Annotated in this window: 19 protein-coding genes, 1 tRNA gene and 1 pseudogene; 3 read left to right on the top strand and 18 right to left on the bottom strand. The window is 54.6% G+C overall.

The features are described from left to right. The 11 genes and pseudogenes from MWU61_RS14750 to MWU61_RS14700 all read right to left on the bottom strand — a co-directional run bounded on the left by MWU61_RS14750 (position 1) and on the right by MWU61_RS14700 (position 14224). Positions 1 to 3165: a Hint domain-containing protein gene (locus MWU61_RS14750; RefSeq protein WP_247129145.1), complete on the bottom strand. Its 3165-nt coding sequence runs from the start codon at positions 3163 to 3165 to the stop codon at positions 1 to 3. 406 nt (positions 3166 to 3571) lie between these two features. Then, positions 3572 to 4261 carry an SGNH/GDSL hydrolase family protein gene (locus tag MWU61_RS14745; protein WP_247129143.1) on the bottom strand — a complete coding sequence of 230 codons (690 nt, stop codon included), beginning with the start codon at positions 4259 to 4261 and terminating at the stop codon, positions 3572 to 3574. A 234-nt stretch (positions 4262 to 4495) separates the two neighbouring features. Beyond that, positions 4496 to 6727 (bottom strand): response regulator, encoded by a 2232-nt coding sequence (locus MWU61_RS14740; RefSeq protein WP_247129142.1) that lies wholly within the window; start codon positions 6725 to 6727, stop codon positions 4496 to 4498. Then, a complete protein-coding gene (locus MWU61_RS14735; protein ID WP_247129141.1) occupies positions 6727 to 7575 on the bottom strand; it encodes a phosphate/phosphite/phosphonate ABC transporter substrate-binding protein in 849 nt (282 codons plus the stop codon). Before MWU61_RS14735 ends, MWU61_RS14740 begins: the two co-directional genes overlap by 1 nt. Positions 7576 to 7736: 161 nt before the next feature. Then, positions 7737 to 8603, bottom strand: a complete 867-nt coding sequence (locus MWU61_RS19885) for a Hint domain-containing protein (protein ID WP_348645588.1) — start codon at positions 8601 to 8603, stop codon at positions 7737 to 7739. Positions 8604 to 8612: 9 nt separating this feature from the next. Next, positions 8613 to 9239: pseudogene (locus MWU61_RS14725) on the bottom strand (choice-of-anchor L domain-containing protein); the annotation flags it as partial. A gap of 455 nt (positions 9240 to 9694) precedes the next feature. After that, a tRNA-Gln gene (locus tag MWU61_RS14720) sits at positions 9695 to 9769 on the bottom strand. A 62-nt stretch (positions 9770 to 9831) separates the two neighbouring features. Then, a complete protein-coding gene (locus MWU61_RS14715; RefSeq protein WP_247129140.1) occupies positions 9832 to 11124 on the bottom strand; it encodes a mechanosensitive ion channel domain-containing protein in 1293 nt (430 codons plus the stop codon). A gap of 74 nt (positions 11125 to 11198) precedes the next feature. Further along, entirely contained in the window at positions 11199 to 12827 is a 1629-nt protein-coding gene (locus MWU61_RS14710; protein ID WP_247129139.1) for a capsule biosynthesis protein, read from the bottom strand. Next, complete coding sequence (locus MWU61_RS14705) at positions 12805 to 13464, bottom strand: ATP-binding cassette domain-containing protein (protein WP_247129138.1); 660 nt, start codon at positions 13462 to 13464, stop codon at positions 12805 to 12807. The genes MWU61_RS14710 and MWU61_RS14705 overlap by 23 nt, the downstream gene beginning before the upstream one ends. 160 nt (positions 13465 to 13624) lie before the next feature. Further along, positions 13625 to 14224 (bottom strand): uracil-DNA glycosylase family protein, encoded by a 600-nt coding sequence (locus MWU61_RS14700; RefSeq protein ID WP_247129137.1) that lies wholly within the window; start codon positions 14222 to 14224, stop codon positions 13625 to 13627. A gap of 98 nt (positions 14225 to 14322) precedes the next feature. Here MWU61_RS14700 and MWU61_RS14695 point away from each other — a divergent pair, with 98 nt between their 5' ends. Next, positions 14323 to 15099, top strand: coding sequence for an SseB family protein (locus MWU61_RS14695; RefSeq protein ID WP_247129136.1), 777 nt, complete (start codon positions 14323 to 14325; stop codon positions 15097 to 15099). Here the strand turns inward: MWU61_RS14695 and MWU61_RS14690 are convergent. From MWU61_RS14690 to MWU61_RS14660, 7 genes are all read right to left on the bottom strand, one after another. After that, positions 15096 to 16028, bottom strand: a complete 933-nt coding sequence (locus MWU61_RS14690; RefSeq protein WP_247129135.1) for a glyoxylate/hydroxypyruvate reductase A — start codon at positions 16026 to 16028, stop codon at positions 15096 to 15098. The two genes, MWU61_RS14695 and MWU61_RS14690, sit on opposite strands and share 4 nt — an antisense overlap. Beyond that, positions 16028 to 17167, bottom strand: coding sequence for a rod shape-determining protein RodA (gene rodA, locus MWU61_RS14685; protein WP_247129134.1), 1140 nt, complete (start codon positions 17165 to 17167; stop codon positions 16028 to 16030). Before rodA ends, MWU61_RS14690 begins: the two co-directional genes overlap by 1 nt. Next, a complete protein-coding gene (gene mrdA / locus MWU61_RS14680) occupies positions 17164 to 19110 on the bottom strand; it encodes a penicillin-binding protein 2 (RefSeq protein WP_247129133.1) in 1947 nt (648 codons plus the stop codon). Before mrdA ends, rodA begins: the two co-directional genes overlap by 4 nt. A gap of 13 nt (positions 19111 to 19123) precedes the next feature. Continuing rightward, complete coding sequence (locus MWU61_RS14675) at positions 19124 to 19663, bottom strand: rod shape-determining protein MreD (RefSeq protein ID WP_247129132.1); 540 nt, start codon at positions 19661 to 19663, stop codon at positions 19124 to 19126. After that, a complete protein-coding gene (gene mreC / locus MWU61_RS14670) occupies positions 19656 to 20555 on the bottom strand; it encodes a rod shape-determining protein MreC (RefSeq protein WP_247129131.1) in 900 nt (299 codons plus the stop codon). Before mreC ends, MWU61_RS14675 begins: the two co-directional genes overlap by 8 nt. A gap of 51 nt (positions 20556 to 20606) precedes the next feature. Then, positions 20607 to 21644 carry a rod shape-determining protein gene (locus MWU61_RS14665; RefSeq protein WP_247129130.1) on the bottom strand — a complete coding sequence of 346 codons (1038 nt, stop codon included), beginning with the start codon at positions 21642 to 21644 and terminating at the stop codon, positions 20607 to 20609. A 310-nt stretch (positions 21645 to 21954) separates the two neighbouring features. Then, positions 21955 to 23511 (bottom strand): 2-isopropylmalate synthase, encoded by a 1557-nt coding sequence (locus tag MWU61_RS14660; protein WP_247129129.1) that lies wholly within the window; start codon positions 23509 to 23511, stop codon positions 21955 to 21957. Between the two features lie 369 nt (positions 23512 to 23880). Here MWU61_RS14660 and MWU61_RS14655 point away from each other — a divergent pair, with 369 nt between their 5' ends. Together MWU61_RS14655 and MWU61_RS14650 are read left to right on the top strand one after the other, a co-directional pair. Further along, entirely contained in the window at positions 23881 to 24543 is a 663-nt protein-coding gene (locus MWU61_RS14655) for an SDR family NAD(P)-dependent oxidoreductase (RefSeq protein ID WP_247129128.1), read from the top strand. Then, entirely contained in the window at positions 24537 to 26063 is a 1527-nt protein-coding gene (locus MWU61_RS14650; RefSeq protein ID WP_247129127.1) for a cryptochrome/photolyase family protein, read from the top strand. The genes MWU61_RS14655 and MWU61_RS14650 overlap by 7 nt, the downstream gene beginning before the upstream one ends. The last annotated feature ends 22 nt before the right edge of the window (positions 26064 to 26085 follow it).

Here is a 26085-nt window from a genome sequence, read left to right as displayed (position 1 = left end):
CTACGCCGCTACCACGGTGCGCATTCTGCCATTTTCACGGTCAACCAACGCGATCTGGTTCTTGTGATGCCGGAATGCCAGCTGCCGCCCTTTGCGACCTGATGCCAGTTCGCGGCAGGACTGTGCCAAATAGTCGGGTGCGACAAGTTCGGGGAACAGTGCCATGATTTCCGCGCGCGCATCTGGTCCGACGGATTTGAGCGCCTGCGGCCCTGTGAACAGGCTTTCTGTCCATGCGCCGTTCGACCGGACCACTTCATGACGATCAAACAAGAGGTGGAAGTATTCGACACCGTCACAATCCGTCACCTCGGACACGCCATCGACTGCCAAAAGGAATTTGGCTGCGACAAGCACCTCAGGTTGATCGTACATTCTCATCGCGATTTTGGAACGCACAAGGACGCGGTGCTGCGGCGATACCACAAGATCGCATGACGGTGTGTTGTCACCCAGCGCACCTTTACGGATGCGGATAGGACGCAAGTTCGGCTCGTCTACCAATCGATCGGATGACACTTTCTGGCTCCCGATCCAGCGCAACTGCTGGTGACCGTTGTCTGCTGTTAAGATCATGTCACCTTCGGACAGGTCTTCGACAGCCTTTTCGCCCTGTTCGGTCATGATCAATGTGCCACGGGAAAAACAGATGATGTCGCGGTAATCGAGATCGCTGGCCAGCGGGACCGCATCTGAACCATTGGCGGCTGTATCGTTATCACTGTCTGCCAGTGTGAAGTTACCGGACGCATCAACGTCGGCGTCGTTGGCGTCAAAACCCGCGACGTCGTCCACGGCATCCGCAATGCCGTCACCGTCTGCGTCGGCAGACCCATCAATGGCCGCTTGGCTGACACCATGGCCAGCCTCAACGACGTCATTGATCCCGTCATTATCGCTGTCCGTGTCGAGAACATCGGCAGTGCCGTCACTGTCGGTATCGACCGGCGTCAGGCCACCCGCGCCATATGCGTCGTCGACACCGTCATTATCATTATCTACGCCCGTCGGCGCAACGTAGCCAGCCGTGGTCTGTGCTTCGACGTTGTCGGTGATGCCGTCGTTGTCGCTGTCCAGATCCAGATGATCGGCAATGCCGTCGTTATCGCTGTCCTGAACGCCTTCAAGCGTGAGGAACAGATCATCGAACGCCAGCGTGTTGTCGGTCGCATAGTTGTTCTGTTCGTCGAACAGATAGAAACGCAACGTATACGTCTCGCCAGCTTCCAAGGCGTAAGGTTCGATTGTGACGTTGCTGATACCGTAAGAGCCGTTTGGAGGGCTGTTCTGATACCCGTCATCGTAAAGCGTTGTCGAAGACGCAAAGCCGTCATTGGAAACGCTAAGCGCGACGTTGTAATTACCAGCCGCCGTACCACCCCAATCCTGCGGGATAATACCGTGCTGGATTTCGGTTAGGTATGCATCTTGGGCGAGGGTGAAAGAAACCTCGACATATTCGTTCTGATCAATCGCTTGGTCGAGCGTCGTAGCATCCGAACCCTGCAGGATATGTTCAAAGGTGCTGTTGGGCTGCACAAAACCAGAACCGAACGAAATCGCGCTTGTGGAGCTCAAGATCGAACCGGCGTCGCCGTTGGTATTCGCAGCGTAAGAGCTTCCATTAACGCCGTTTTCGGTGTCGTTATGGTCCCAGTAGACCTGCCCTGTGGTCACACCTTCGTTGACGTCCAGAATACCATCGTTGTCGTCGTCAGCGTCCAGGCTGTCTTCAATACCATCCGAGTCTGTATCAATGACGCTGCTATCGTCACGGTAATCGAAGTCTGTGCCGCTTGGTGACGCGTTGCTGCCGTCGGCAAGGGTATCGCCGTCTGTATCAGCGAGTGTGAAGTTACCGGACGCGTCAATGTCGGCATCATTGGCATCGAATCCAACCACGTCATCAACGACATCCGCAATGCCGTCACCATCTGTATCAGCAGACGCATCAATAGCGGCTTGGGATACACCATGACCGGCCTCGACAACATCGTCGATGCCGTCGTTGTCGCTGTCCGTGTCGATGAAATCGGCCGTACCGTCATTGTCTGTATCAACAGGTGTCAGGCCACCGGTTTCGTATGCGTTATCCAGACCGTCGCCATCACTATCCACACCCGTTGGCGCAACGTAGCCAGCCGTCGTCTGTGCTTCGACGTTGTCAGTGATGCCGTCATTATCGCTATCCGAGTCCAGATAATCTGCGATGCCGTCTCCGTCGGTGTCGCGCGCAGTAACAACCGCCTCGACCGGGAATGTGTAATCAAACTGTGTACCAAAGTTAAAGTTGGTCCCGGAATCGTAAATCTGGGTGCCGTCGACCGCAATCTGAAAACTGCCATCGGTGCCACCGCTCATACCGTCGCCGAAGCTGTCGTAGACAGTGAACGTGTAATTACCCAAATCGGTGACATCGACATCAGTCACGGTGGCAACAAAGTTCGCGGGGTTACCGCTTGCGATGACTGTGCCGCTTGCGTCTCTCAGTTCCCACGTGTTTTCCGCACCTGACCAATCGTCACCGTCAAAGGTGATTGTCACCGTGCTTGGTGTGGTTTCGGTAAGGCCTTCGTCAACGTTCAGAATGCCGTCGCCATCAGCGTCCGCATCTTCAGAATCGATTTTCCCGTCGCCGTCGGTATCAACGTAAGTGAATTCCAGCACGTAACGGTCGGCCGTCATCCCGTATGTGTCGGTCCCCGCTGAAGGCGTGGCAGTGCCCAGCGTCACGGATTCAATCGGTTTTGCCTCTAAGGCGTCCGAATATGCGCTTGGCCCAGTTGTCGGTGGCAGCAAATACAGATTTCCGTCCGTGTCCTGCATCACGATCGCATTCACAGTCGCGGTTGTGCCGTCGGTATATTGAATGACGGTCCCGCTGTAGAGCATAGTCGCATCGTGCGTTTGCTCAGCACCACCATCAATCACAAACGTTTCGGTCTCTGTCGCGTTGTCCGCGCCATAGGACGTAGCATCCACGCCGCCGGTGTAAGAATTCGTCGGATCGGGCGACAACGATTGTAGTTTGCCGGAAATTACATCAGCCGGTCCCCCAAAGACCAAACCGTTTAATGCGTTATGGTTCTCTGACGTCAGGTTGCCTTCAGTCAGGTCAATTTCTGGCGCTACGCCGAGATAGAACAATGAAAATGTCGTCGCCATATTACCAACTAATTCCTCAAATTTTTGCCGATGATCTTCATCAAGCACAACAATCGAGGCGGTCGCGGATGGCGTGGTGGTGCGGTGCTGAACTCCGGTTCTGCCTCGCCACTTAGTTAACATTTCGTTGACGGTCGGACGTACCCGCCGGAAGGTTAGGCGGCGGCGCAAAAGGATAAGCGTCCCATGCGTCGGTATCAAATCTGGGGCAAAATTGGTGATTTTCGGGAAGTAGGGGCGCTGCTAGGGCGCTAGGCTAGACCGTTTCCACCGCATCGTCGCGGGGTCAGATTCGCAAGCGAAACACGATCGCTTTTGTGGACTTTGGGCCAAAAGTCGGCTGGCAAAACAGCCATTTTCACCAGATTTCAGTGTGCCAATCGAGACGCTGCAATGATTGCGGCCGTCATGCCCCGTCGCTTCTGATCAACTCTGCAATTCGCCGGCCAATCGCTGTACTCGCTTTCGCAGAAGGGTGGATCATATCTTGAGTGTGGAATGTACGATCCCCGTTCGGCACGAGATCTTCCAGCGACAAAAAGTAGAACCCCGGGTCAGCGGCCGCCATGTTCCGTATGCGCCGTTCAAGCTCAGCGCCTTCATCACGGCAGTGATCAATCGGGGTTTCGACGCCCGGTGTCCGTAAATACCCGACATAAATCACGCGCATGCCGCTCCGTCTGAGATTGTTCACAACACGCGGGATTTCACCATGCGGCCCGTAAGGCGCGATCAACCGCGCCATCGTTGCTTCACAGCGGTTGCATCCACATCCCAACCAAAGGTCATTGCCGCCGCCGTTTAGAACGACCCAATCCCAAGGGCCGGATTGATATTGCTTTGACACATTCAGCCCCAACCCACCGGTGATTGGTAAGTCATATAGAAATCGTGCACCGCGAACGGAACGATCAATGACTTCTTCACCAAGTGCGGCCTCGATCACCTGTGCGACTGATTGGCCCGACAATGAATTGGTCGCAAGCAGTGAATCTCCCATAGCCAAAATGCGCGATTTAGAATTGCGCGTGACGGTTTCTGTGCACGCCACCAATGCGATAAATAAAATGCCGAACAGAAATATAGAACGCTTCATTGGAAATCTCCGATATGGAAAAAGAGGCACTAAAACGACTAACTCAAACGAACGCCAAGTTTCCTGATGCTTAATGTGATCAGGAAACGTGTAATGTACATAATCCTAGCCCTTACGCTAATGCCCGCCAGTGCGTTCTTGCAAGTAATTGAAACGAAAAGCATGAGGTTAAAGGAATGCCTGTTTGGAATCTGAAATCTGTCGGTGTTGTCTGCACTGCGCGACGGCTTGAATTTACGGTATGGAATCGACCAAAGTCTTAATTTTCGCCCGCGTCAGCGGTTTCGAAATGAAGCTGTCCATACCGGCGTCATAACACTGTTGCGCGTCATCTTCGGTCGCACTTGCGCTTAAGCCGACAATGTTAATTTCGTCTGGCTTTTCTACGCTCGCCCGTATCAGACTTGTGGCCTCAAGCCCGTCCATCGTTGGCATCTGAATATCCATCAAGACGAGGTCGAACTGGTCTTGCATCACTTTATCAACCGCCTCTTGGCCATTGTTCGCAACGACACACTGATGACCAAACGTTTTCAGAATCGCGGCTGCAACTTCCTGATTGATGGTGTTGTCGTCGGCGATCAGAATATGAAGCTGACGATGATCAGAGGTATTGTCAGGCGATTGCATCTGCTTTGTTCGCTGACACTGATCAGGCTTCTTGTGATGCGTCTCAAAGCAATCAAGCAAATCGTAACTATGGATCGGTTTGATCAGCCATTTGTTGTGCTCGACCGACTTAGCAGCGCTTTTGTCTTGATCTGATTGGGCGGACAGCACGATCTTTTCGATAGCGGCAAACGGTCCCTTCGCCAGTTCGTCCATCCACAACGCAAGAACGTCATGACCACCGACAGGAGTGTTTAGGACGATGTGGTTTAGCTTGCGCGCCTCAAGCGAACACTGCGCGTGCATCTCTTGAACGCTACTGAAGGTACAAAGATCATGGCCGAATTCGGATAACGTCCGCCCGATTAATTCCCCTTCGGTGCTGTTCGCTCCTGCGTCAATCAAAGCGATGGATTTTGGTGCAAGGGTCTTTATCGGACGCACTTCATCGACGTCGCTGACATGGACGATAGGGATCGTGAACCAAAACGTGCTGCCGACACCAACTTGACTGTTCACGCCGATCTCACCGCCCATTTGGTCGATCAACATGTGACTGATGGAAAGGCCAAGACCGCTACCGCCAAATTTTTTGGTAGCGCCGGTTTCGACCTGCGTGAAACGATCAAAAATATTCACCAAATCTTCGGCGGAAATACCAATCCCGGAATCGGTAATTTCGACATGTAACTGCTCTGTGCCGTCTGCGCGGATCAATTGCTCGGCCGTAATGCCAATGCCGCCCACTTCGGTGAATTTCGATGCATTTCCAGCAAGGTTTAGAATAACCTGACGAAGGCGCTCACCATCTCCCAACAACTTACCGTTCAGGGCAGGGTCAATATAACTTTGGATCGAAATGTTCCGCTTTAACGTGCTTGGGCCCAAGATATCGCAGACGTTCTCGATCAGATCGGTCAGAACGTAGGGTTCTGATCGCAAAGACATACGACCAGCATCTAGGCGGGAAAAGTCCAGTATGTCATCAATGATGGACTTGAGCGCTGATCCGGAAATCTCGATTGTATCGGTCAATCGCTTTTGATTTTCATCGAGATCGGTTGCGGACAACAGTTCAACCACCGGAATAACGCCGTTCAAAGGCGTCCGAATTTCGTGCGACATCGTGGCGAGGAACTGGGATTTTGCAACCGTCGCGTCCTGTGCCTTCTGCATTGCACGTTTCAGCTCAATTTCGTTGGCATGAATATTTTCCCGCATCTTTCGAAAGTCAGAAGTAAGAGCCCCAACTTCGTCTTTACCTTCGGGTGGCAATACAGCGGCATAATTGCCATCGGAAAGCTCACGTGACGCATCGGCTAGAATTTTCAGCCGCCGGATCACGAGGCTTTCGATCAGCATCCAGATCGTCAACATCGTGAACAAGAAAAGCGTCAGACCGATAAGCCCGATGTTCCGCACCTCTGTCGTCAAGATTCCCAGATCAGACGAAAAGTCCACGGTCAAATGAAGTTCGCCGATTTCCTTGTCCTGCAACATGATGGCCTTTGAAGACGACCAAAACTGATCACTTTCGGGTGCGCTTGTGACTTCGATTGGGAAAATCTGACGGCCATCGGATTCGTGCAGCGTGATGTCGATCCAATTCTCGTTGTTGTTCAGAAGCGCGTTAAGCGTTTCGTGGATCGCGGCAAATTGGTTGTTCAGAATAAATGGTTTTAGGCTGTCAGCGATAACGTCTAATTGGCGGTCAACTTCACGCGATAAGGCCGCGACGCTCAATGCATTCAAACGCGGCACCCAAACCTTTGCAAATATCAGCCCTGACGCCACTCCAACTAAACACATGGACCCTAAAATTGTGGCCCGTAGATTCAGCCGAAACTTCTTTGGCATTAATCTTCCCTCACGAGGACCACATAATCGTTCAAATTCAAATCGCGCAGCGGTTCAAAGTCAATCTCTGTTGCAACTGCAATTTGCCTGATCGGAATCTGAGCAAGCAGCGCTTGACCTTCTTCACTTTCACCCAGCTTCAAAAATGCAGCGCGGACTGCCTCTTGCACGTCGAGCGGCACACGCGGGTGTACAACAACTGGATGCGGGGCAACCTCTTGTGTGCGGTGCAGTATTCTCAGCTTTTCCTTAATTTCGTCTTCCTGCCGGTTAAATGTACCCATAACGCCGGACGCTGCGTCTGTTTCATGTAAAATGGCGTTCAAATAGGCAGACGTATGCGTCGCCACAAAACGCGCATCAAAGTCGATGCCGTATACAATATCCAACTCAGACCGCATCAACAGCGATGCGCCAAGCGCATTTGGGGCAGGGAATGCGATTGCTTTCCCATTCAAATCTTCGACCGACTGGATCGGACTATCGACAGGGACAGTCAGAATACCAAAAAGCCGACGACCAGCGTCATTGACCAACGGCGTGTAGCCTTGGGAATCCATTGCCATGATGGAATGAAACGGATTCACGTAGGCAAAATCAAAATCACCACTGGTAAAGCCCATTTCAAATTCTGGGATATTCGGCGATCCGACCATTTCAAAATTATGGCCTGTCTCTGCTGACAATTCTTCTAGGATTGGTGCCCAGATCATGTTCAGCCGTAGCGCTTCAAATTGAGGAACGACGCCGAACGTATACGTTTCTTGGGCGGTCGCGTTCGATACCGCGAACGTGCCAAGGAAAGCAGCCAAGCCGAGGCTTTGGAGTAATTTCGTACATTTTAACATTTTGCGTCACCATTCAATTCGAACTACGTGCCGATCAGGGATAACGTAGAATTTGAGGTAATTCGTATTTATTTAGGGTATATCACACTCTCTTCGGTATAGGCATCACGCCAATCGAATATGGATCAGGAACGCAGGTTGTCGGGGGCTCCCTCTTTGGCTCAAGCGCTTACGAGTGTCAGCGCTTCATGGGCCCGCAAGTCCATACGCGCAGTGCTCCCGTATCCTTTGATTGCATCTAAGCATGGAAAGAAGCGGTGAAGTTCTTCTGCAGTTTCTGGATCAAAGCCCGCCATACCAACGGCACCAGGATGGAAACTCTCGCTTTCTAACCCGTTCACAGTGACGATCTCATTCTGATCAAAGAGCAGATGCACATAGGTCACCGAAGCGTCATCAACCCGCCGACCGATGGTTGCGTCATTCACGAGATGTTTCGCTTTTACAAAGACTTCCAGACTGCCAAACAGCAGCTCTGCAAAGCCATCACGAACCAAAACCCGATGATTGGGGGAAACCTCGATCTCCTCATGGTTTCCAAGTGCCCCTTTCCGGAACCGAATTGGGGCGTCTCTGCCTTTGGCCAACCGCGTCGTCGACCCGATCCATCGCAGAACTTGTGGACCATTGTCGGAGGTCAGTACTTCGTCACCAACTTCCAACTGCTCAATCTTGACAGGCCCAGAGGGCGTATCAATCAGCGATCCCGCCAAAAAACATGCAACAGAGGTTGTGGCAGTGATGTATCCAACGTCAGTGTTGCCTGCTGAGTCAGCAATTGTGTACGAAAAGCTGTCGCTGCCGAGTGCGCCGTCGCTCTCCAAAGTGAGCGTACCGTTGGCATTCAAGGTAATAGTTTCGCCGGTGGCCAGCACGATGCTCCCACCCGGTACGATTGGCTGGCCATTGATTTCGGTAATCGTAAGAGACGGATCTCCGGATTCGTCATTTGCCAGCGCATCTATCGTACCTGGATTAGTCCCAAACAATTCAATAGTATCGTCATTCGCGATCAGGCTGGTCTGCAACGAATCCGCTACAATCAGCAAATTACTGTCATAGACGCCGTCGCCACCGTCTGCGATCCCAATACGGATAGTGTTTTCTTCGTCCGGAGTGACTGGTGCTTTGAGGGAAAGCGTGATCGTCAAACCGTCCATTTCGGTATTCACAACTGGCGTGACGCCAGTGTTGTCCAAGAACAGGTTCGACGTCATAGTATCGTTGATCTCATCGATCGAAATGTTGCCATCTGTAATCGACAATTCCGCCTTAACGCCGTTGACCCAGATCCCGACAGCGTCATTGACGCCAGAGTTGACGTACTCCAGATATTCCTCGGACGAGAAGACTACCTGCATCGTCAAAACATCCCCATCTGGGATAAACGCGCTTTCGAGAATTGCAGCGTCAAAAGTGGTGATGCCTGGAATTGAGGTCAGCCCTGCATCTCCTGGCAAGGCGTGGTCGGTACTGGTCGATGGCTATACGTTCTCAGCGCCGGTGCTGTTTGTTACGTCGGTCGCCAAACCAGTTGACAGAATGACGCCGCTGTCTGATGGAGTAAGAACTGGCGCGGTCACGTCACCACCGGTGTAAATTCCCGACGCTGTGTTCGCCCCAGTGTATGTCGCCGAAACGACCGTGACACCTGATCCAAACATCGTGTCAGCCATCTCAAGCGCAGTTGCGGTGGTATCAATATTCAATTCTGAAGCTGCCAATGTCTTCTCCTCGTTAATACTCGGGTTACCATGTTGCCCTAGCCAACACGTCGTTTCGAGCAATGGGAGGAATAGTGCGAGCACGCATTCTAGAGAGCGGGGCCCAAATGAAGGGCCCGGCTATTCTTACGGATATCCAGTGTGAAAGTGGACTAGGCCCGTTCGGTCGTGCGCCATCGCTTGTGCATGAACCCCGACCACCTGACCGACGGAACGCGAGCGGACAACAAGCGAGACGATCGAGACCACTGGGCGAACGGGACTGGCCATCAACTGCTCTAGGACGGTGGCAGAGGCCCGCCCGCATGGTGTGCGAAACACCCGTGGGGCACTTTTGGGGGCATTCTGGACGTCAGAGTGCCTCGTTGTCTCTTATTCTACTGGAGGGAAGGTGTTGGCTGGGGTGGTAGGATTCGAACCTACGGTGCACGCTACCAAAAAGCGTTGCCTTACCACTTGGCTACACCCCATCAACGAGGCGGTATTTACGACGAAGCTGCAGCGGCTTCAAGCCCCTCAAACAGAAAAAGTGCTATTCTTTTAGCGCGTCGTCCCGCAGCAGGTCTTCGCTGCTTTCGGCCTCTCTTTCGGCGTCGATGATGCGGTCCAGATCGCTGTCTGTTGCGGGGGTGACTGGAGCGACTTCGGGCGCTTCTTGCGGGGCTGCGGCCATCGCTTCGGCCTGCGATTTCCGGTCCAGCACAACCACTTGCGAACTGTCGGTCATGACGACACTTGCGTCAGATAAGGCCTGTTTTACTTGGCGGATAGCTTCGCCTTTGGCCAAAACGATCGAGGTTTCGTTCTGATCGACCCATCCTGTGATGACAAGGCTGGCACCCGACGTTTCAAATGTGTCGATCCATGTGGCCGCGGCTGGATGTTCCAAAACAAACGGCAATTTCTGCACTGTCGCTTCGACCAAAGCGCGGGCGGCCCCAAGGTCCGCGTCCCGATCAATCAGCAGCGAAAACATAAATCGGCGTTCCGCGTGTTGGCTGTAATTGATGATCCGGCTCTTAAACACCGTCGCGTTGGGAATGCGAATGTGGTTGCCATCAAATGACAATAGAATCGTTGCGCGGCTGGTCAGGCGAATGACTTTGCCTTGATCGCCGTTGATCTCAACCGTGTCGTTCGGGCGAAAAGGTTGGCGGATCGACAGCATCACCGATGCAATGAAATTTTCAACAGTGTCACGGACAGCAAAGCCAAGCGCGAGGCCGATGATACCGGCAGCGCCAAGGATCGTCGACAAAAGTGCAGTGGCATTCAGGATATCCAAAGCGATTACTAAAGCACCGATGACAAACACGATGCGGACGATTTGTCGGTAAAGCTCTGCGATGAACAGGTTAGGGGCCAAGCGTTCCCACGGCTGGCGGGCACGGGCAATGCGCAGGCCGATCCAAACGATCAAGGCACCGGCCACAGCAGCAATCAACGCGAGCGGCAGGAACGTCATGAATTGTTCAATACGCGTCCTGAAACGCGCTATGGCGGGGTCAAGCCTGCGGGCAATATCCGCCGTTTCGGTCACCTCGTTCTTGACCGCGACAACGCCTTCCACGCGATTGGCGAGATCGCCAAGTTCGGATGCTTCAAGCGACGACGTCGCGGTGCCGCGGAAGGTGACGATGCCTTCCGATACTGTGACGGTAATATCGTCGTAGTTTCCAAGTTCAGACAGGATATCGCGGATACGGATCGCTATATCCGCATCGTTCTGGTCGGTGTTGATCGCGGCAATTGTACCGCCGTCGTTTTGTGCCGCAACAGGACCAGCAAATAGAAGGACGAGGCAAAGGAGCTTGAAAATACGCATATCACAATCTGCTTAATAAGAATGACTTATCCTAAGCAGATGGCGATGCGCGGGCCAAGCCCTTTGCCCGATTTTTAGGTCGAAACCTGTTCGCGCAGGATTGATGCGGTCAGCGAAATCATCAGATAGATACCTGCGAAAATGAGGAACGCCAGCACAGTGTTTTCAAACGCGCGCGGGTAGGTGGCCTCATCAGGGGCAACGGGTTCAACGCCCAGCGACAGGTAACGCACCTGACGATTTGCTTCGATTTGCGCGGCTTCAAGTTGGGCCAATGCGGCCTGCACTTGAAGGGTCTGGAACGCGTAATCTTCTTCAGCAAGCCGCAAACGCGTGTTGCTTTCAGCCAATGAACGACCACTATTCGTGGCGTTACTGATCTGGCCACGCACGTCCGCAATCAGGCTCTCGATACTTGAAATCTGACCTTGCAGTGCTTCCACTTGCGCTTGGTTCGGACGCCGTACGCCGAGACGTTCAGCAAGTGTTAACTGCAATTGTTGGCGTTGCTGTTCGAGCGCCGAAATCTGTGCCGTCAGTGCGGCGGTTTCACCAGCGGGATCGGCAACTTGCAATTCTTGCTGGATTGACAACAAGTTATCCAGCGCATCGGTCCGGCTTTGGACCGTATTGTCGTAGTTTTCACGCGCGCCTTTCATGGCTTCGGTGCGCGGGCGCTGCGTCAATTGGTCGATCTGTTCTTCGGCATATCCAATCAGGGCCTCTGAATAGGTCTGGCTGGTTTCAGGATCAGCGGCGATCACTTCCATCCGCAAAATACCTTCGGTCGGATCATAGCTGACCTTGACTTTGTCAGTGTAAACGCCAAACGCAGCTTCATTTGTGGCTTCTGGATCAAGGCGTTGAATCTGATCGATATTGTCAGCGCTAAAGTGTGCCTTGAACCCATGATCTTCGTTCAGACGTAACATCGCAGCGCGCGACGCAAGGTAGGATTGCACCGCAATACTGTCCTGCTGGGTCGCAAGCGACGTTCCTTGGAACAGGCCGCCAAGCCCGCCGGGGGCAGATGTCGCTTCGGCTTGCTGGATCACGAATTCCGAATTGGTGGCATACATGGGCGTCGCCATCATGTAGAAATACCAGCCCACCAAAATCGTTGGCAAAAACACGAACGTCGCCAGACGTGTGAAAAGCAGCGCCAGCTTGCGCCGCCGCCGTTTCGCCAGATCCCGTTGGATGCGCATAATCTCGCCCGCGCGACGGTCTGCGGGGCTCGCGGTTTCCGTTGATGGCAGGTTCTGACCCTGTTGCACTGTCTGCGGTAGTTGGATTTGACCAATCGGTTTTTGGCCGTTCTGCTTGGCCTGACCACCGCCGTCAGCACCGTTCCCGCCTTCGGGCGTCACCAGCTCAAGGATCGTGTTGCGCTGGAACGGATCAATTCCCATCCCGCGCAACTGCCTTACGGCATCAAAATCAGACGTCACGGCTAGGCCGTTCTTCTGGGCCACGCGACGCGCCATACGCAACTGGCGACCAGTCAGACCTTCCTTGCGGATATCATCTAGTGACACCTCTGCCGATACCTGCGCAGGGGACGCGACATTGGCGTCTGCGGCCGGGGCAGGTTTCTGGGGTGCCGCTTCAGGCGTCGCCGCTGGTTCAGATGCGGGGGTAGGCTTAGCCCCGTTGTCATCTTGGCGGATGCGGAATTTTCTAGCCTTGGGTTTCGTAGTCATACAACTGTTTCGCTTCTTCCAAGGTGTCAAACATTTGAAAATGACCATCGCGCAGCACGGCGGCAGAACGGGCAAACCGTTCAAGCGTCGCTGCTTGGTGTGAAACGATGATCACTGTCGTACTTTCTAATCTCTCGCGCAGAATTTCACCGGCTTTGCGGTTGAATTCCACATCTGTCGTCTGCGGCATGCCTTCGTCAATCAGGTACATATCAAAATCAAGCGCCAGCATCAGCGAAAATGTAAATCGCGATCGCATCCCTTGGCTATATGTCCCGATGGGCAGGTCAAAGTATTCTTGAATGTCGCACAGCCAACGGCAGAAGGATTCGACGTAATCCGGATCCAAACCGTAAAGCCGCGCAATATAGCGACAGTTCTCTTTTGCGGTGTGTTTCCCAACAACCCCGCCCATAAAACCAAGCGGGAACGAGATCTTGCAACCGCGGTAAATCTGGCCTTCGTCGGGCTTCTCCAAACCCGCCATCATGTTAATCAACGTCGTCTTGCCGGTGCCGTTTGGTGCCAGAATGCCCAAAGAATTTCCCAATTCCACGCGAAAAGAAGCCCTATCAAGGATCACTTTGCGTTGCGTTCCGGTCCAGAACGACTTGGAAACATTCGTAAATTCTAACATCTGCCTGCGTCGGTATCCCGTGATGGGCTTCGCCATTGTTGACGAAATAGGTTAACATCCCCCTGTGGGGCGCATCCTTTGTCTAAATTATGAAGCGAAACGGCCATAAAAGACAGGGGAAATTGCGGGGCGATGTGACTTCCAATGGAAGTGTGACCCCTTAGGTAGGGTCCCGCATCGTCAACAACAACCCGACCTGTTCGCGCAAAACGGGTAGAATTTCGGTTTCAAAAACAGGATTTTTCTTCAGCCAACCGGAATTCCGCCAAGACGGATGCGGCAAAACAAATGTGCCATCGGGAAAGCTACGCCAATCCGCAATCACCGATCCCAGCGATCCGGATCGCCCCAAATGACGCTTGATCGCATATTGCCCGATAATGATCCGCAACTGCGGCGGACCGATATGATCCAGCACATCTGCGTGCCACGTGTCCCAACACACTGTCGGCGGCGGTAGATCTGCACCCTTTGCATCATAGCCTGGAAAACAAAATGCTGTCGGGACAAATGACACAAAATCAGTGTCATAGAACGCATCACGGTCCAGCCCCAGCCAGTCACGCAACCGATCACCGGACCTGTCATCAAACGGCTTGCCTGATTGCTGAACACGCATGCCCGGCGCTTGCCCCGCGATCAGGATCGGCGTCCCTTTGGCAAACCACGCGACAGGGCGGGGCCTGTGCTGCGTTTTCGTTGCAGCAAAGCGCGCCGCGCAAATCCGGCAGGCGCTGATGTCCTTGGCGATGTGTGACACGGCCTATCCTTCACGTTCCGGCAACAACGCTACGCCCTGTCACTTGTCGCGGCAAGCACATCAGGCTACCTGATCGTGACGCAGACGAAGGACGCAAAATGACCGATCTCGATACAGCCCACGCCGCCATGGAAGCAGCCCCAGATGATGATGCGCAGCGTCTGCGGTTCTATGAACGTTTGGCCGACACCGAAGTGTTCCTTCTGTTGGCAGCGGAACCCGAAGGGGACCAAATCCAGCCAGAGATTTTCGACATTGCCGATGGCCGTTTTGCCCTGATTTTCGACCGCGAAGAACGTCTGTCTGAATTCGTCGGGCGTCCGGTGCCCTATGCAGGCATTCCGGGGCGCGGTTTGGCGGGGATGCTCGCGGGGCAGGGAATCGGGCTTGCCCTGAACCTTCAGGTAGCCCCCTCCGAAATGCTGATCCCTGCCGAAGCGGTGGACTGGCTGGTCGAAACGCTTGCCAACAACCCAGAAGAGGCCGAGGCCCGATTGACCGAAGTTAACGCACCAGGCGGATTGCCAGAGGCGGTTGTCACAGGTCTTGACCGCAAACTCGCCATCGCGGCAGGTCTTGCGCGGTTCGCCTATCTGGCGGCTGCCGTCTACGACGACGGATCACGCGGGCACGTTCTGGCGTTCGTCGATGCCGTTCCCGGTGCCGAAGGATCACTGGCAAAAGCAGCAGGCGAAGCACTAACATTTTCAGGGATCGAAGCAGGCACCATGGACGTCCTGTTCGTCAAAGCGACCGATCAATTGGCTGGGCATCTGGCAAAAGTCGGATTGCGGTTCGACCTACCAGAATTGGAAACTCCGCAAGAACCCAGCGCACCCGGCATGGACCCCGAAAAACCACCGCGCCTGCGCTAGTAACCCGCGCCGCGATCCACAAGGTTGTGCATTGGCTCTCCGGCTTCACAGCGTTTGATATTTGCCGCGATCACAGCGGCGGCTGTTTCTGGCCGCGTCTCTGCCGCGATATGCGGTGTGACGGTCACACGCGGATGTGCCCAATACGGATGATCCGCAGGTAACGGTTCAACGCGGAAAACGTCCAACGTGGCATGCGCGACCTGACCGCTATCCAATGCCGCCAATAGCGCGTCATCATCAATCAATGGCCCGCGTCCGGGGTTCACAATGAACGCACCTTTGGCCAACAAAGCCAAAGTATCAGCGTTCAATGCGTTTTCCGTATCAGTTGTATTGGGCAGCAACAGCACGACAATTTCTGCGTCCTTCAACGCATCAGTCATACCTGCATCGCCTGCAAAACAGGTCACGCCCGCTATGGATTTTTGTGACCGGCTCCACCCCGACACGTTAAACCCGAGCGCAGCAATCGCTTCTGCACAGGCCGCACCCAACGCGCCAAGACCCAAGGCGCAGACTTTGCGTTCGGGCGCCAACGGCGGCACCGTCTGATCCCATGTGCCGTCTTGCGTATGGATATGGCGATCCATGCCAAGGTGGTGTCGCAAAACGTGTCCGGTCACCCATTCGACCATACCTTGCGTCAGGCCCGGGTTCACCATCCGCGCAAGCGGTTGCGTCAGCGTTTCATTCGTCACGATTGTCTCAACGCCGGCCCAAAGGCTCAACACAGCCTTGGTGCGGGTGAAAGGCGTGAAGTCGGTCAAAGCGGGATGGGGGGCAAAGACGATGTAATCGACGTTGGCAGGGGGATGATCGCGGGACAAATCCACACCAAGGCCAGCATCGGCAAACGCGACAGGCAGATGATCTTTATAATCGGCCCAAAGCCCGTCACGGGCGGCAAACAGAACGTTCAAAGCCATCAGCGCGGCTTATGCACATGTGCGCTTTGGACCATGCCAAACGCGATTAACAACACGACCATCGCAGAGCCTCCATAACTGACCAGCGGAAGAGGGACCCCAACAACTGGGGCCAGTCCAGTCACCATCGCCATATTGACCGAGAAGAACAAGAAGAACGTCATCGCAACGCCCAACGTCAGCAACGCGGCAAAACGGTCGCGGTTGGTCACTGCAGAGGCCACGCAGAAAAACACGATCAGCACGTAAAGCACCAGTAGCGACGTCGCACCAACAAAGCCGAATTCCTCGGCCAGTGTGGTGAAGATAAAGTCGGTGTGTTTCTCGGGCAAGAAATTCAAACGGCTCTGCGTGCCCTGCATAAACCCGCGTCCGGTCCAGCCACCAGACCCCAACGCAATCTTGGCCTGCGTGATGTGATAGCCCGCACCCAACGGATCATTCGCAGGGTCCAAAAAGGTATCAATCCGGCGATACTGATAGTCCTTCAAAATCTGCCACGGCTGCCCCTGCGATTTCAAAACAGCGACAACAGTCGCAACGCCCGCCGAAATAACGGTCGCAAAATACGCCCAATGCACGCCCGCTACAAACATCACCGTAGCGCCGCCCATAATCAGCAGCAGCGACGTGCCTAGATCAGGTTGGCTCAGCACGAAATATGTCGGCAGCAGGATCATCAGGACAGGCACCAACACCCAAAACGGGCGCGACGTCTTATTGGTCGGCAGCCAGTCGTAATACGCAGCCAATAGCATCACCAGCGTGATTTTCATCAGCTCCGACGGCTGTAGATCCATCGGACCAAGATCCAGCCAGCGTTGCGACCCGTTCCGTTCGACACCCACAAATTCAACCGCGATCAGTAGCAAAAGCGAAACGCCGTAAGCCACGCCCGCCATGTTGCGCCAGAACCAAATCGGCACCATCGCGACAATCAACATCAATGCCATACCAAGGCCGAACCGCTTGACCTGCGGTTCCATCCAAGGGGTCGCTGACCCGCCCGCGACGGAAAACAGCATGATGAAACCGGCGCAGGACACAGCCGTCAGCAAGATGATGACAGGCCAGTTCAAATACATCAGCTTGCGGAAACCGGTGGGGACGTATTTGGCGTTATATTCAAGATAACTCACGCGCGATCACCTCCTGCACGTGTTTTCACCGCAGCCAGCTTTTCGGCGATACGCGCCTGCTGGTCTGCAATGCGACCGCGCACATTCGATGGATACGCGGACAGTGGTGGGGTGCCACCATAAAGCGCCTGCAACGTGATATCGCGTCCAATCGGGGCAGCCGCTGTCGATCCGCCGCCGCCATGTTCGACAACAACAGCAACCGCAAAACGCGGGTTTTCAATCGGGGCAAAGTTCACAAACAGCGCGTGATCCCGCCGTTCCCATGGCAGATCAGCGTTGCTCGTGACGCCGCGCGCGCGTTCTTCTGCGGTAATGCGGCGGACCTGCGACGTTCCGGTTTTACCCGCCATTTGGTATTCAGACGCGACGATCCGCGACCGATAACCGGTGCCGCGCGAATGGTTCGACACAGCGCCCATCGCCGCGCGAATACGGCGCAGCAGGTTTTCATTCACACCCATTGGCGACCCAGCGCCCGTCGCAGTTTCAACACCGTCAATCGCACGGATCAAACGGGGTTCAACCGAACGGCCCGTCGCCAAACGCGCAGTCATAATCGCAAGCTGCAGCGGAGACGACAGCACATACCCCTGACCAATCGACGCGTTCACCGTATCCCCGATCCGCCAGTCTTCGCCGCGAACACGGGTCTTCCATTCCTTGTCAGGGGCAAGGCCCGACGCAACAGCGGACACAGGAATATCGTGCTTGATCCCAAGGCCGAACCGGCGGGCCATATCAGCAATCTTGTCGATGCCAACGCGTTGGGAAATCTCGTAATAATAACAGTCGCAGGATTGCTTCAGGCTTTCGTGCAGGTTCATATTCCCGTGCCCACCACGTTTCCAACAATGGAAACGCGTTCCGAAAACCTCAACAAAGCCGCGACAGTTCACAGTCTCATCGACTGTGACTTGGCCATCCTCAAGGGCCGCCAAAGCCGTGATCATCTTGAACGTCGATCCGGGCGGGTAGGCACCTTGCACGGCTTTTGCGGCGAGCGGGCGGTATTTGTTTTCGTTTAGGTCAGTCCAGTCTTTGACGGAAATGCCCCGCACAAACAGGTTCGGATCAAACGTCGGGGCAGAGGCAATCGCGCGCAGATCGCCATCTTTCAGGTCCATGACAACTGCACCGGCACTTTCGCCGTCCAGCCGCGCCTGCACATAACTTTGCAAGTCGGCATCAATCGTCAACTGCACGTCTTTGCCGGAAAGGCCCTGTTGGCGATCCAACTCGCGCATCACACGGCCAATCGCGTTCACTTCGATCCGCTTTGTTCCGGCCGATCCGCGCAGCATCCGCTCCATCTTATTCTCAACACCGGTCTTGCCGATTTGGAACTTGGGAATCTGCAACAGCGGGTCTTGGTCGTCGATCTTGCTCAGATCGTAATCACTGACGGGACCGACATAACCGGTCACATGACCCAGCTCTGCCCCCCAAGGGTAGACGCGGCTTAGGCCGACTTCGGCAGTGATGCCGGGCAGGGCGGGCGCGTTGATATTAATCTTCGCCATGTCTTCCCAAGACAAACGGTCTGCGATGGTCACCTGCACAAAAGGCGACCGGCGAAAGATATCTTCTTTGGCCTTTGCAATCGTTTCTTCAGGAATATCAACAATCGTCAAAAGCTTGGCGAGAACCTCATCCACGTCACCCGCATCTTCGCGGACCATCACAACGCGGTAGTTCTGTTCGTTGTCGGCTAACGCCTTGCCGTTACGATCAAAAATCAAACCGCGGGCGGGCGGAATCAAGCGGATGTTGATCCGGTTTTCCTCAGCCAACAGGCGAAACTGATCAGCCTGTTCGACCTGCATCGACTGCAAACGCACGCCAAGTGCCGCAACCACAGACAGCTGCACGCCGCCCAAAAGCATCGCGCGGCGGCTCATTTTGCGGGTGGAACGGCCACCGTCTTTTGCAGGTTTCTTCATCGGCCCAAATCTTTCACAAGCGGTGCCCAAGGCTATCGGTTTGGCCGGGTGCAGGGCGCGACACACCAAAGATGAAGTGCGCGATCACCACCACCAGCGGGTATATGGCAATTGTCATCACCATTTGGATCAAGGTCAAACCCAAAGGCGGTTGCGGGGTCATCACAATAGTGAGTGACACGCGATAAATCAGGGTAATCGCCACAATGCCAGCAGCCACCGTGCCCCATTCGAACATCAGCGGAACGTTGCGCATCCGGCGGGCACGGGCGCGCATCATTTCAGTGCCGATCACCATCAAACCCGTCCACAAACCGGGCGGACGTTGAAATAATAGGTCAGCCAACAGGAATAGCGTCGCAATCAAAATGACGGGCGCAAAATCAGGACGACGCGCAGTCCATGCCAACGCGACGGTGAGCATCAGATCAGGGGCAGCCCAGCTATCGGGGCGCGTATCCAAAGGCAGCAATTGGATAAAGATGATCGCAACCATGATGAACGCAAAGACCGCTCGACCGACCCAAACTTGTGTTGCTGGTGTTTCAGCCATCGGCTGCCTCGGCAGTTGGGACTACAACAGGCCCGTTGATCGGGGCCAGCAATCCACCGGGATCGTTGATCACCTCGTGGCCACGGGCACGCAGTACGCGCAAGAACTTCAACCGTTCGTAATCCGCAGAAAGGCGGACACGCAGACGGCCATCGGTGCCACGCGCCACCTGACCAACCTGCAAATCAGGAGGGAACACACCGCCGTCGCCAGACGTGACAACCAGATCACCTGGACGCACAACATCAGCGTCATCCAGAAATTCAATCGGCGGGTTCAGGGTATTGTCGCCAGCCAAAATCGCCCGTTGGCCAGACGGCTGAACGGTCACAGGAATACGGCTCGACGTATCGGTCAGCAAAATCACGCGGCTAATCTCTTGGCCAACACCGGAAATGCGGCCAACAAGCCCGATCCCGTCCATCGTCGCCCAGCCGTCCACGATCCCATCGCGCATCCCGACGTTCACCAGCACAGACTGGCGAAACGGCGACCCGCTATCGGTCATCACAACGCCGGTCACATAGGTCAGCTGCGGATCAAGACGGACGTTGTTCAAATCCAACAGCTTCGCGTTTTCCTGCTGTAGCTGGGCTGCGGCTTCTTTCCACGCCTTCATCTGCTGCAACTCGCGGCGCAGATCATTGTTCTGCTCGGCAAGCTGTTGATAGCTTTGGAAATCTTGAACAAGGTTCACAAGGCCTGTCACCGGCGCAAAAGCCCAATCAAAAGACGGGACCACGCGGTCAATCACGGCGGCGCGGAACCGTTCGACGCGAGGGCTGTCGATCCGCCAGACCAAGAAAACGCCAAACAGAACCAACACCAAAAGCCCCACGAAAAGACGTCGCAGGGGCGTGATATAATCTTCTGATTGTCTATCGCGTGCCACGGGTTACGCAAACTCCGGTCGTGAAAACAATGACCGACCCAACGGGGCGGATCAGCTATCGTAGTCTATGACATGCCGCAGCTGTTTTTCATACTCCAACGCCTTACCGGTGCCCATTGCGACACAATTCAGCGATTCATCGGCGACTGATATCGCAAGACCAGTCTGTTCGCGCAGCGCGAGGTCCAATTGACCCAACAATGCACCACCACCGGTCAGCATCACGCCGCGATCAACGATGTCAGCCGCAAGATCCGGTGGTGTCGCTTCAAGCGCTGTCATCACAGCTTCGCAAATCTGTTGGACGGGCTCGGCTAGTGCTTCCGCGACTTGCGCCTGCGAAATCTCGGTTTCTTTTGGAACGCCGTTCAACAGGTCACGGCCACGGATCATCATGGATGACCCACGTCCGTCATCAGGCATACGGGCAGTCCCGATAGATGTCTTAATCCGTTCGGCGGTTGATTCACCGATCAGCAGGTTATGCTGACGACGCAGATAGTTAATGATCGCCTCGTCCATACGGTCGCCACCAACGCGAACGGACCGGGCATAAACAATGTCGCCCAGCGACAGCACAGCCACCTCGGTCGTACCACCACCGATATCAACAACCATGTTACCCGTCGGATCAGTGATCGGCATGCCTGCACCAATGGCCGCAGCAATCGGTTCGGCAATCAGACCAGCGCGGCGGGCGCCTGCAGACAAAACAGACTGACGGATCGCGCGTTTTTCAACGGGGGTCGCACCGTGCGGGACACAAACGATAATCTTCGGCTTGGAAAACGTGGACCGTTTCGCAACCTTGCGAATGAAATGTTTGATCATTTCTTCGGCGGTATCAAAGTCGGCAATGACGCCGTCACGCATCGGGCGGATCGCCTCGATGGAACCGGGTGTACGGCCCAGCATCAACTTCGCATCTTCGCCAACGGCCAGAACTTTTTTCACGCCGTCTTTGACGTGGTAGGCAACAACAGAAGGTTCGGACAGGATAACGCCCCGACCTTTGACGTAGACCAGCGTGTTCGCTGTCCCAAGGTCAATCGCCATGTCTGACGAAAACAAACTGCCCCAAATTGCCATGCCGCTGGCCTTCCCATTGCAAAACTACGTGCTGCGCCACGACTCCCCCACGGGTCGGGCCTGAGGCCTTATAGATGCAGGGCTTAAGGGAAGAAACCCCTTGATTACAAGGTTTCGGCGCGTTCTTGCTGCTTGAATATTTGCAATCTGAATTGTGAATTTTTTACCGGTTTTCCGGTCAAAATTTACATTTTCGAACATATCGGGGCTCGATGATGGCGAAATCTGCTGATTTTGAGGATTTTCGCAACCGCAGCGCGTCAATCGGTCATGAAGCGCGGAACCCAAAGGATTCCGCGCTCTCAAGGGGTTAACTATCTTTGTAGCTTACGCCTTTGATGTCTTCACCCGGCGCTGATTTTTCCCGCTTCACGATCAGGCGGTTCAGCGCGTTAATGTACGCCTTTGCACTGGCAACGACAGTGTCGGTATCCGCAGAAGTACCCGTCGCGATGCGGCCTTCTTCTTCCATACGGACCGATACGGTCGCTTGCGCATCGGTGCCTTCGGTCACCGCATTCACCTGATAAAGCTGCAAGCGAGCAGAGTGTTCGAACAAGCCTTTGACCGCATTAAACGTCGCATCAACAGGGCCATCGCCGGTCGCCGTGATTTCTTTCACGTCGCCATCAATCTCAAGCGCCATCTTGGCTTCCTGTGGACCGTCAGTGCCGCATACGACGCGCAAGGATTTCAGTTTCAGACGGTCCTCAACGGCATCATTCTGCTGGATCAATGCAATTAGGTCGTCGTCGAAAACTTCCTTTTTCCGATCTGCGAGGTCCTTAAACCGCACAAACAGGTCCTTCAGTTCATTATCTGCAACATCGTAGCCCAATTCGGCCAGCTTCGCGCGCAGCGCGGCACGGCCCGAATGTTTGCCCAGCGGCAGGGACGTACCGGACAGACCAACATCCTCAGGACGCATAATTTCGAACGTCTCGGCGTTCTTTAGCATCCCGTCTTGGTGGATACCGCTTTCATGCGCAAACGCGTTCTTACCAACGATCGCTTTGTTGTGCTGCACAGCAAAGCCTGAAACCGTCGCAACACGCCGTGAAATGTGCATGATCTTGCGCGTATCAATGCCCGTTTCGAAAGGCATGATATCTCCGCGAATTTTCAGCGCCATGACAACTTCTTCAAGTGCGGTGTTACCAGCACGTTCGCCCAAGCCGTTGATTGTGCATTCAATCTGACGCGCGCCGCCTTCGACAGCAGCCAGCGAATTGGCGGTCGCCATGCCGAGGTCGTTATGGCAGTGGGTCGCGAAAATTACCTCGTCGGCGCCGGGGACTTTGTTGATCAACATCCGGATCAAATCAGCAGATTCGACAGGAGCGGTGTAACCCACGGTGTCAGGCACGTTGATCGTCGTGGCGCCTGCCTTGATCGCAATTTCAACCGTCCGGCACAGGTAATCTTCTTCCGTCCGTGTGGCATCCATCGGCGACCATTGCACATTATCGCACAGGTTCCGCGCATGCGTAACCGTGTCGTGAATCCGCTCAGCCATTTCGTCCTTGTTCAGGTTCGGAATCGCGCGGTGCAGCGGGGATGTACCGATAAACGTATGAATACGCGGCGATTTCGCGTGCTTCACCGCCTCCCAACAACGGTCGATGTCTTTGTAATTGGCACGGGCCAGCCCACAGATCGTGGACCGTTTCGCAAGCCGTGCAATTTCGGACACGGCGTTAAAATCACCCTCAGATGCGATCGGGAAACCGGCTTCGATAATATCGACGCCCATCTCGTCCAGCAGTTCAGCGATTTCCAACTTCTCAGCATGGGTCATTGTCGCACCGGGTGATTGTTCGCCGTCGCGCAGTGTCGTGTCGAAGATCAGGACTTTATCTTTGGTCATCGTTTTGTGCCCTTGCTTGAAATTGGGAAAATGCGGGTTGGTGTCGCGTTAACCTGTTGGCAGCGCGACGTCAAAGTGCGGGCAGGGGCCCGGCGAGTCATTAGCAGTATCATGTGAATTCCTTAGCTTGCGTATCTTGGCGCTGGTCACCCCTGAGCGGTCGCGCCGGATGGCACGCTCAGAGGCAGCTAAGTAGGAGAACGGCGCACGCCAAACGCGGCATCGGCGCGCGAGAAATGATATGTGCGGTTCTATCCATAGCGCGACCATACAACAGCGGATATGAATGAAAAGTGTTTTTTGAAATGTTTCCGCGAAATCCGGCAGCAGGCCGCTGGACCTCCCTGCATCTGGTTCTAGCTGTAGGGTATGAAAAATGCATTGATCATCGGCGCTTCGGGCGGCATCGGCCGCGCAGTTGCCGCGGAATTGGCAGGGCAGGGTGTCGCCGTCACGGGACTGTCACGGGCGGACGGTTTGGACGTCACGCGCCCTGAAACGGTGGATGATGTGCTCGGGCAAATCACCGATCAGTTCGATTTAATCTTTACGGCCATCGGCATCCTCTCCGGCAAATCCCACACGCCCGAAAAATCGCTTTCCGCGATTTCGGCAGAGGCGATGCACGAAACTTATGCGGTCAACGCCGTTGGGCCAGCGTTGATCTTGAAACATGTGCCGCGATTGATCCCAAAAGACCGACGTAGCGTGGTCGCGACCTTATCAGCGCGGGTCGGATCAATCGGCGACAACCGCATCGGCGGGTGGCATTCATATCGGGCGTCCAAGGCGGCGTTGAACCAGATCGTACACGGCGCGGCCATCGAATTGGGACGGTCTCACAAACAATCGATTTGCGTCGCACTCCACCCCGGGACCGTCGAAACACCGTTCACCGCGAAATACGCAGGCCGGCACAAAACCACCCCCGCACCAGATGCGGCGGCATCTTTGGTCAATGTCATCAATGCATTAGAGGTTTCGCAGTCCGGCGGGTTCTTCGATTATGCTGGGCAGGAAATTCCATGGTAAGACTGGTTCTAGTCCTCGGCGACCAACTGTCGGATGACCTATCCGCGCTGCGCAAAACTGACAAATCCAGCGACATTGTCGTCATGGCAGAGGTTATGGATGAAGCGACCTATGTATCGCACCACCCTAAGAAAATCGCGTTTATCTTCGCGGCGATGCGCAAATTTGCGAACCGGCTCCGCGATGATGGCTGGACGGTGTGTTACACAAAGCTGGATGATCCCGACACAACCGGATCGATCACTGGTGAGCTGATCCGGCGCGCATCCGAACACGATGCGACTGGGGTCGTTTACACCGAACCGGGTGAATGGCGGTTGATCTCAGCTTTGGCTGATATGCCGTTGAAAACCCACAGCCTTCCTGATGATCGGTTCATCGCTTCGCATCGCGATTTTGAAACCTGGGCCGATGGGCGCAAACAATTGCGGATGGAATATTTCTACCGCGACATGCGCCGGAAAACCGGTCTGTTGATGAACGGCGACGACCCTGAAGGCGGCAAATGGAACTATGATCACGACAACAGAAAAGCTGCGCCAGACAGCATTGATTTCAACGGGCCAATGCATTTCCAACCCGATGAAATTGTTGAAGATGTTCTGACTTTAGTCGCTGACCGGTTCGGCGACAATTTTGGTGATCTGCACCCCTTTTGGTTCGCGACGGATCAGGGGCAAGCGCGGCGTCACCTGACGCATTGGATCAAGAACGGCTTGCCGCAGTTCGGTGATTTCCAAGATGCGATGGTGACGGACCAGCGGTTTATGTACCACGCGATTGTGGGTCTTTACATCAATGCGGGCCTCCTGAACCCGCTTGAAGTTTGCCAAGCTGTTGAAGAAGCATACAAAAAGGGCGATGCGCCGCTGAATGCCGTCGAAGGTTTCATTCGCCAAATCATCGGCTGGCGGGAATACGTGCGCGGCATCTACTTTCTGGAAGGCCCTGACTATACGGCACGCAACATCCTGAAACATGACCGCGATCTGCCCGCGATGTATTGGGGTGCAGACACGAAAATGAAATGCATGTCGCAGGCGATCACCCAAACCAAAGAAGAGGCCTACGCCCACCATATCCAACGCCTTATGGTCACTGGAAACTTTGCGCTTCTTGCAGGAATCGAACCTCAGCAGGTCCACGAATGGTATCTCGCGGTTTACGCCGACGCGTTTGAATGGGTCGAAGCCCCGAACACAATCGGGATGAGCCAGTTTGCCGACGGCGGTATCATTGCGTCAAAACCCTATGTCTCTAGCGGCAATTACATCGCGAAAATGTCGGATTACTGCAAATCCTGCGCCTATAAGGTGAAGGACAAAACCGGCCCAGATGCCTGCCCATTCAATCTGCTGTACTGGCATTTCTTGAATCGACACAAAGATCACTTTTCGAACAATCCGCGGATGGGGCAAATGTACGCCACGTGGAACCGTATGGATCAGGGTAAACGGGATGTGATCATTGCAGAGGCGGATGCATGGTTGGGTCGTCTTGACGCAGGTGATAAGGTTTAGGTCTGATCTGTTTAAGGAAATT

This window comes from Loktanella sp. F6476L, from assembly GCF_023015725.1.
Classification (GTDB): domain Bacteria; phylum Pseudomonadota; class Alphaproteobacteria; order Rhodobacterales; family Rhodobacteraceae; genus Yoonia.
The sequence above is the reverse complement of the archived record's forward strand: the minus strand, read 5'-3'. Positions and strand labels throughout refer to the sequence as shown.

Bases quoted from the DNA above. Each gene is read 5' to 3' on its own strand.
- MWU61_RS14750 (WP_247129145.1), bottom strand. From the start codon at position 3,165: ATGGCGACGACATTTTCATTGTTCTATCTCGGCGTAGCGCCAGAAATT.
- MWU61_RS14745 (WP_247129143.1), bottom strand. From the start codon at position 4,261: ATGAAGCGTTCTATATTTCTGTTCGGCATTTTATTTATCGCATTGGTG.
- MWU61_RS14740 (WP_247129142.1), bottom strand. From the start codon at position 6,727: ATGCCAAAGAAGTTTCGGCTGAATCTACGGGCCACAATTTTAGGGTCC.
- MWU61_RS14735 (WP_247129141.1), bottom strand. From the start codon at position 7,575: ATGTTAAAATGTACGAAATTACTCCAAAGCCTCGGCTTGGCTGCTTTC.
- MWU61_RS14715 (WP_247129140.1), bottom strand. From the start codon at position 11,124: ATGCGTATTTTCAAGCTCCTTTGCCTCGTCCTTCTATTTGCTGGTCCT.
- MWU61_RS14710 (WP_247129139.1), bottom strand. From the start codon at position 12,827: ATGACTACGAAACCCAAGGCTAGAAAATTCCGCATCCGCCAAGATGAC.
- MWU61_RS14705 (WP_247129138.1), bottom strand. From the start codon at position 13,464: ATGTTAGAATTTACGAATGTTTCCAAGTCGTTCTGGACCGGAACGCAA.
- MWU61_RS14695 (WP_247129136.1), top strand. From the start codon at position 14,323: ATGACCGATCTCGATACAGCCCACGCCGCCATGGAAGCAGCCCCAGAT.
- MWU61_RS14690 (WP_247129135.1), bottom strand. From the start codon at position 16,028: ATGGCTTTGAACGTTCTGTTTGCCGCCCGTGACGGGCTTTGGGCCGAT.
- mrdA (WP_247129133.1), bottom strand. From the start codon at position 19,110: ATGAAGAAACCTGCAAAAGACGGTGGCCGTTCCACCCGCAAAATGAGC.
- MWU61_RS14675 (WP_247129132.1), bottom strand. From the start codon at position 19,663: ATGGCTGAAACACCAGCAACACAAGTTTGGGTCGGTCGAGCGGTCTTT.
- MWU61_RS14665 (WP_247129130.1), bottom strand. From the start codon at position 21,644: ATGGCAATTTGGGGCAGTTTGTTTTCGTCAGACATGGCGATTGACCTT.
- MWU61_RS14660 (WP_247129129.1), bottom strand. From the start codon at position 23,511: ATGACCAAAGATAAAGTCCTGATCTTCGACACGACACTGCGCGACGGC.
- MWU61_RS14655 (WP_247129128.1), top strand. From the start codon at position 23,881: ATGAAAAATGCATTGATCATCGGCGCTTCGGGCGGCATCGGCCGCGCA.
- MWU61_RS14650 (WP_247129127.1), top strand. From the start codon at position 24,537: ATGGTAAGACTGGTTCTAGTCCTCGGCGACCAACTGTCGGATGACCTA.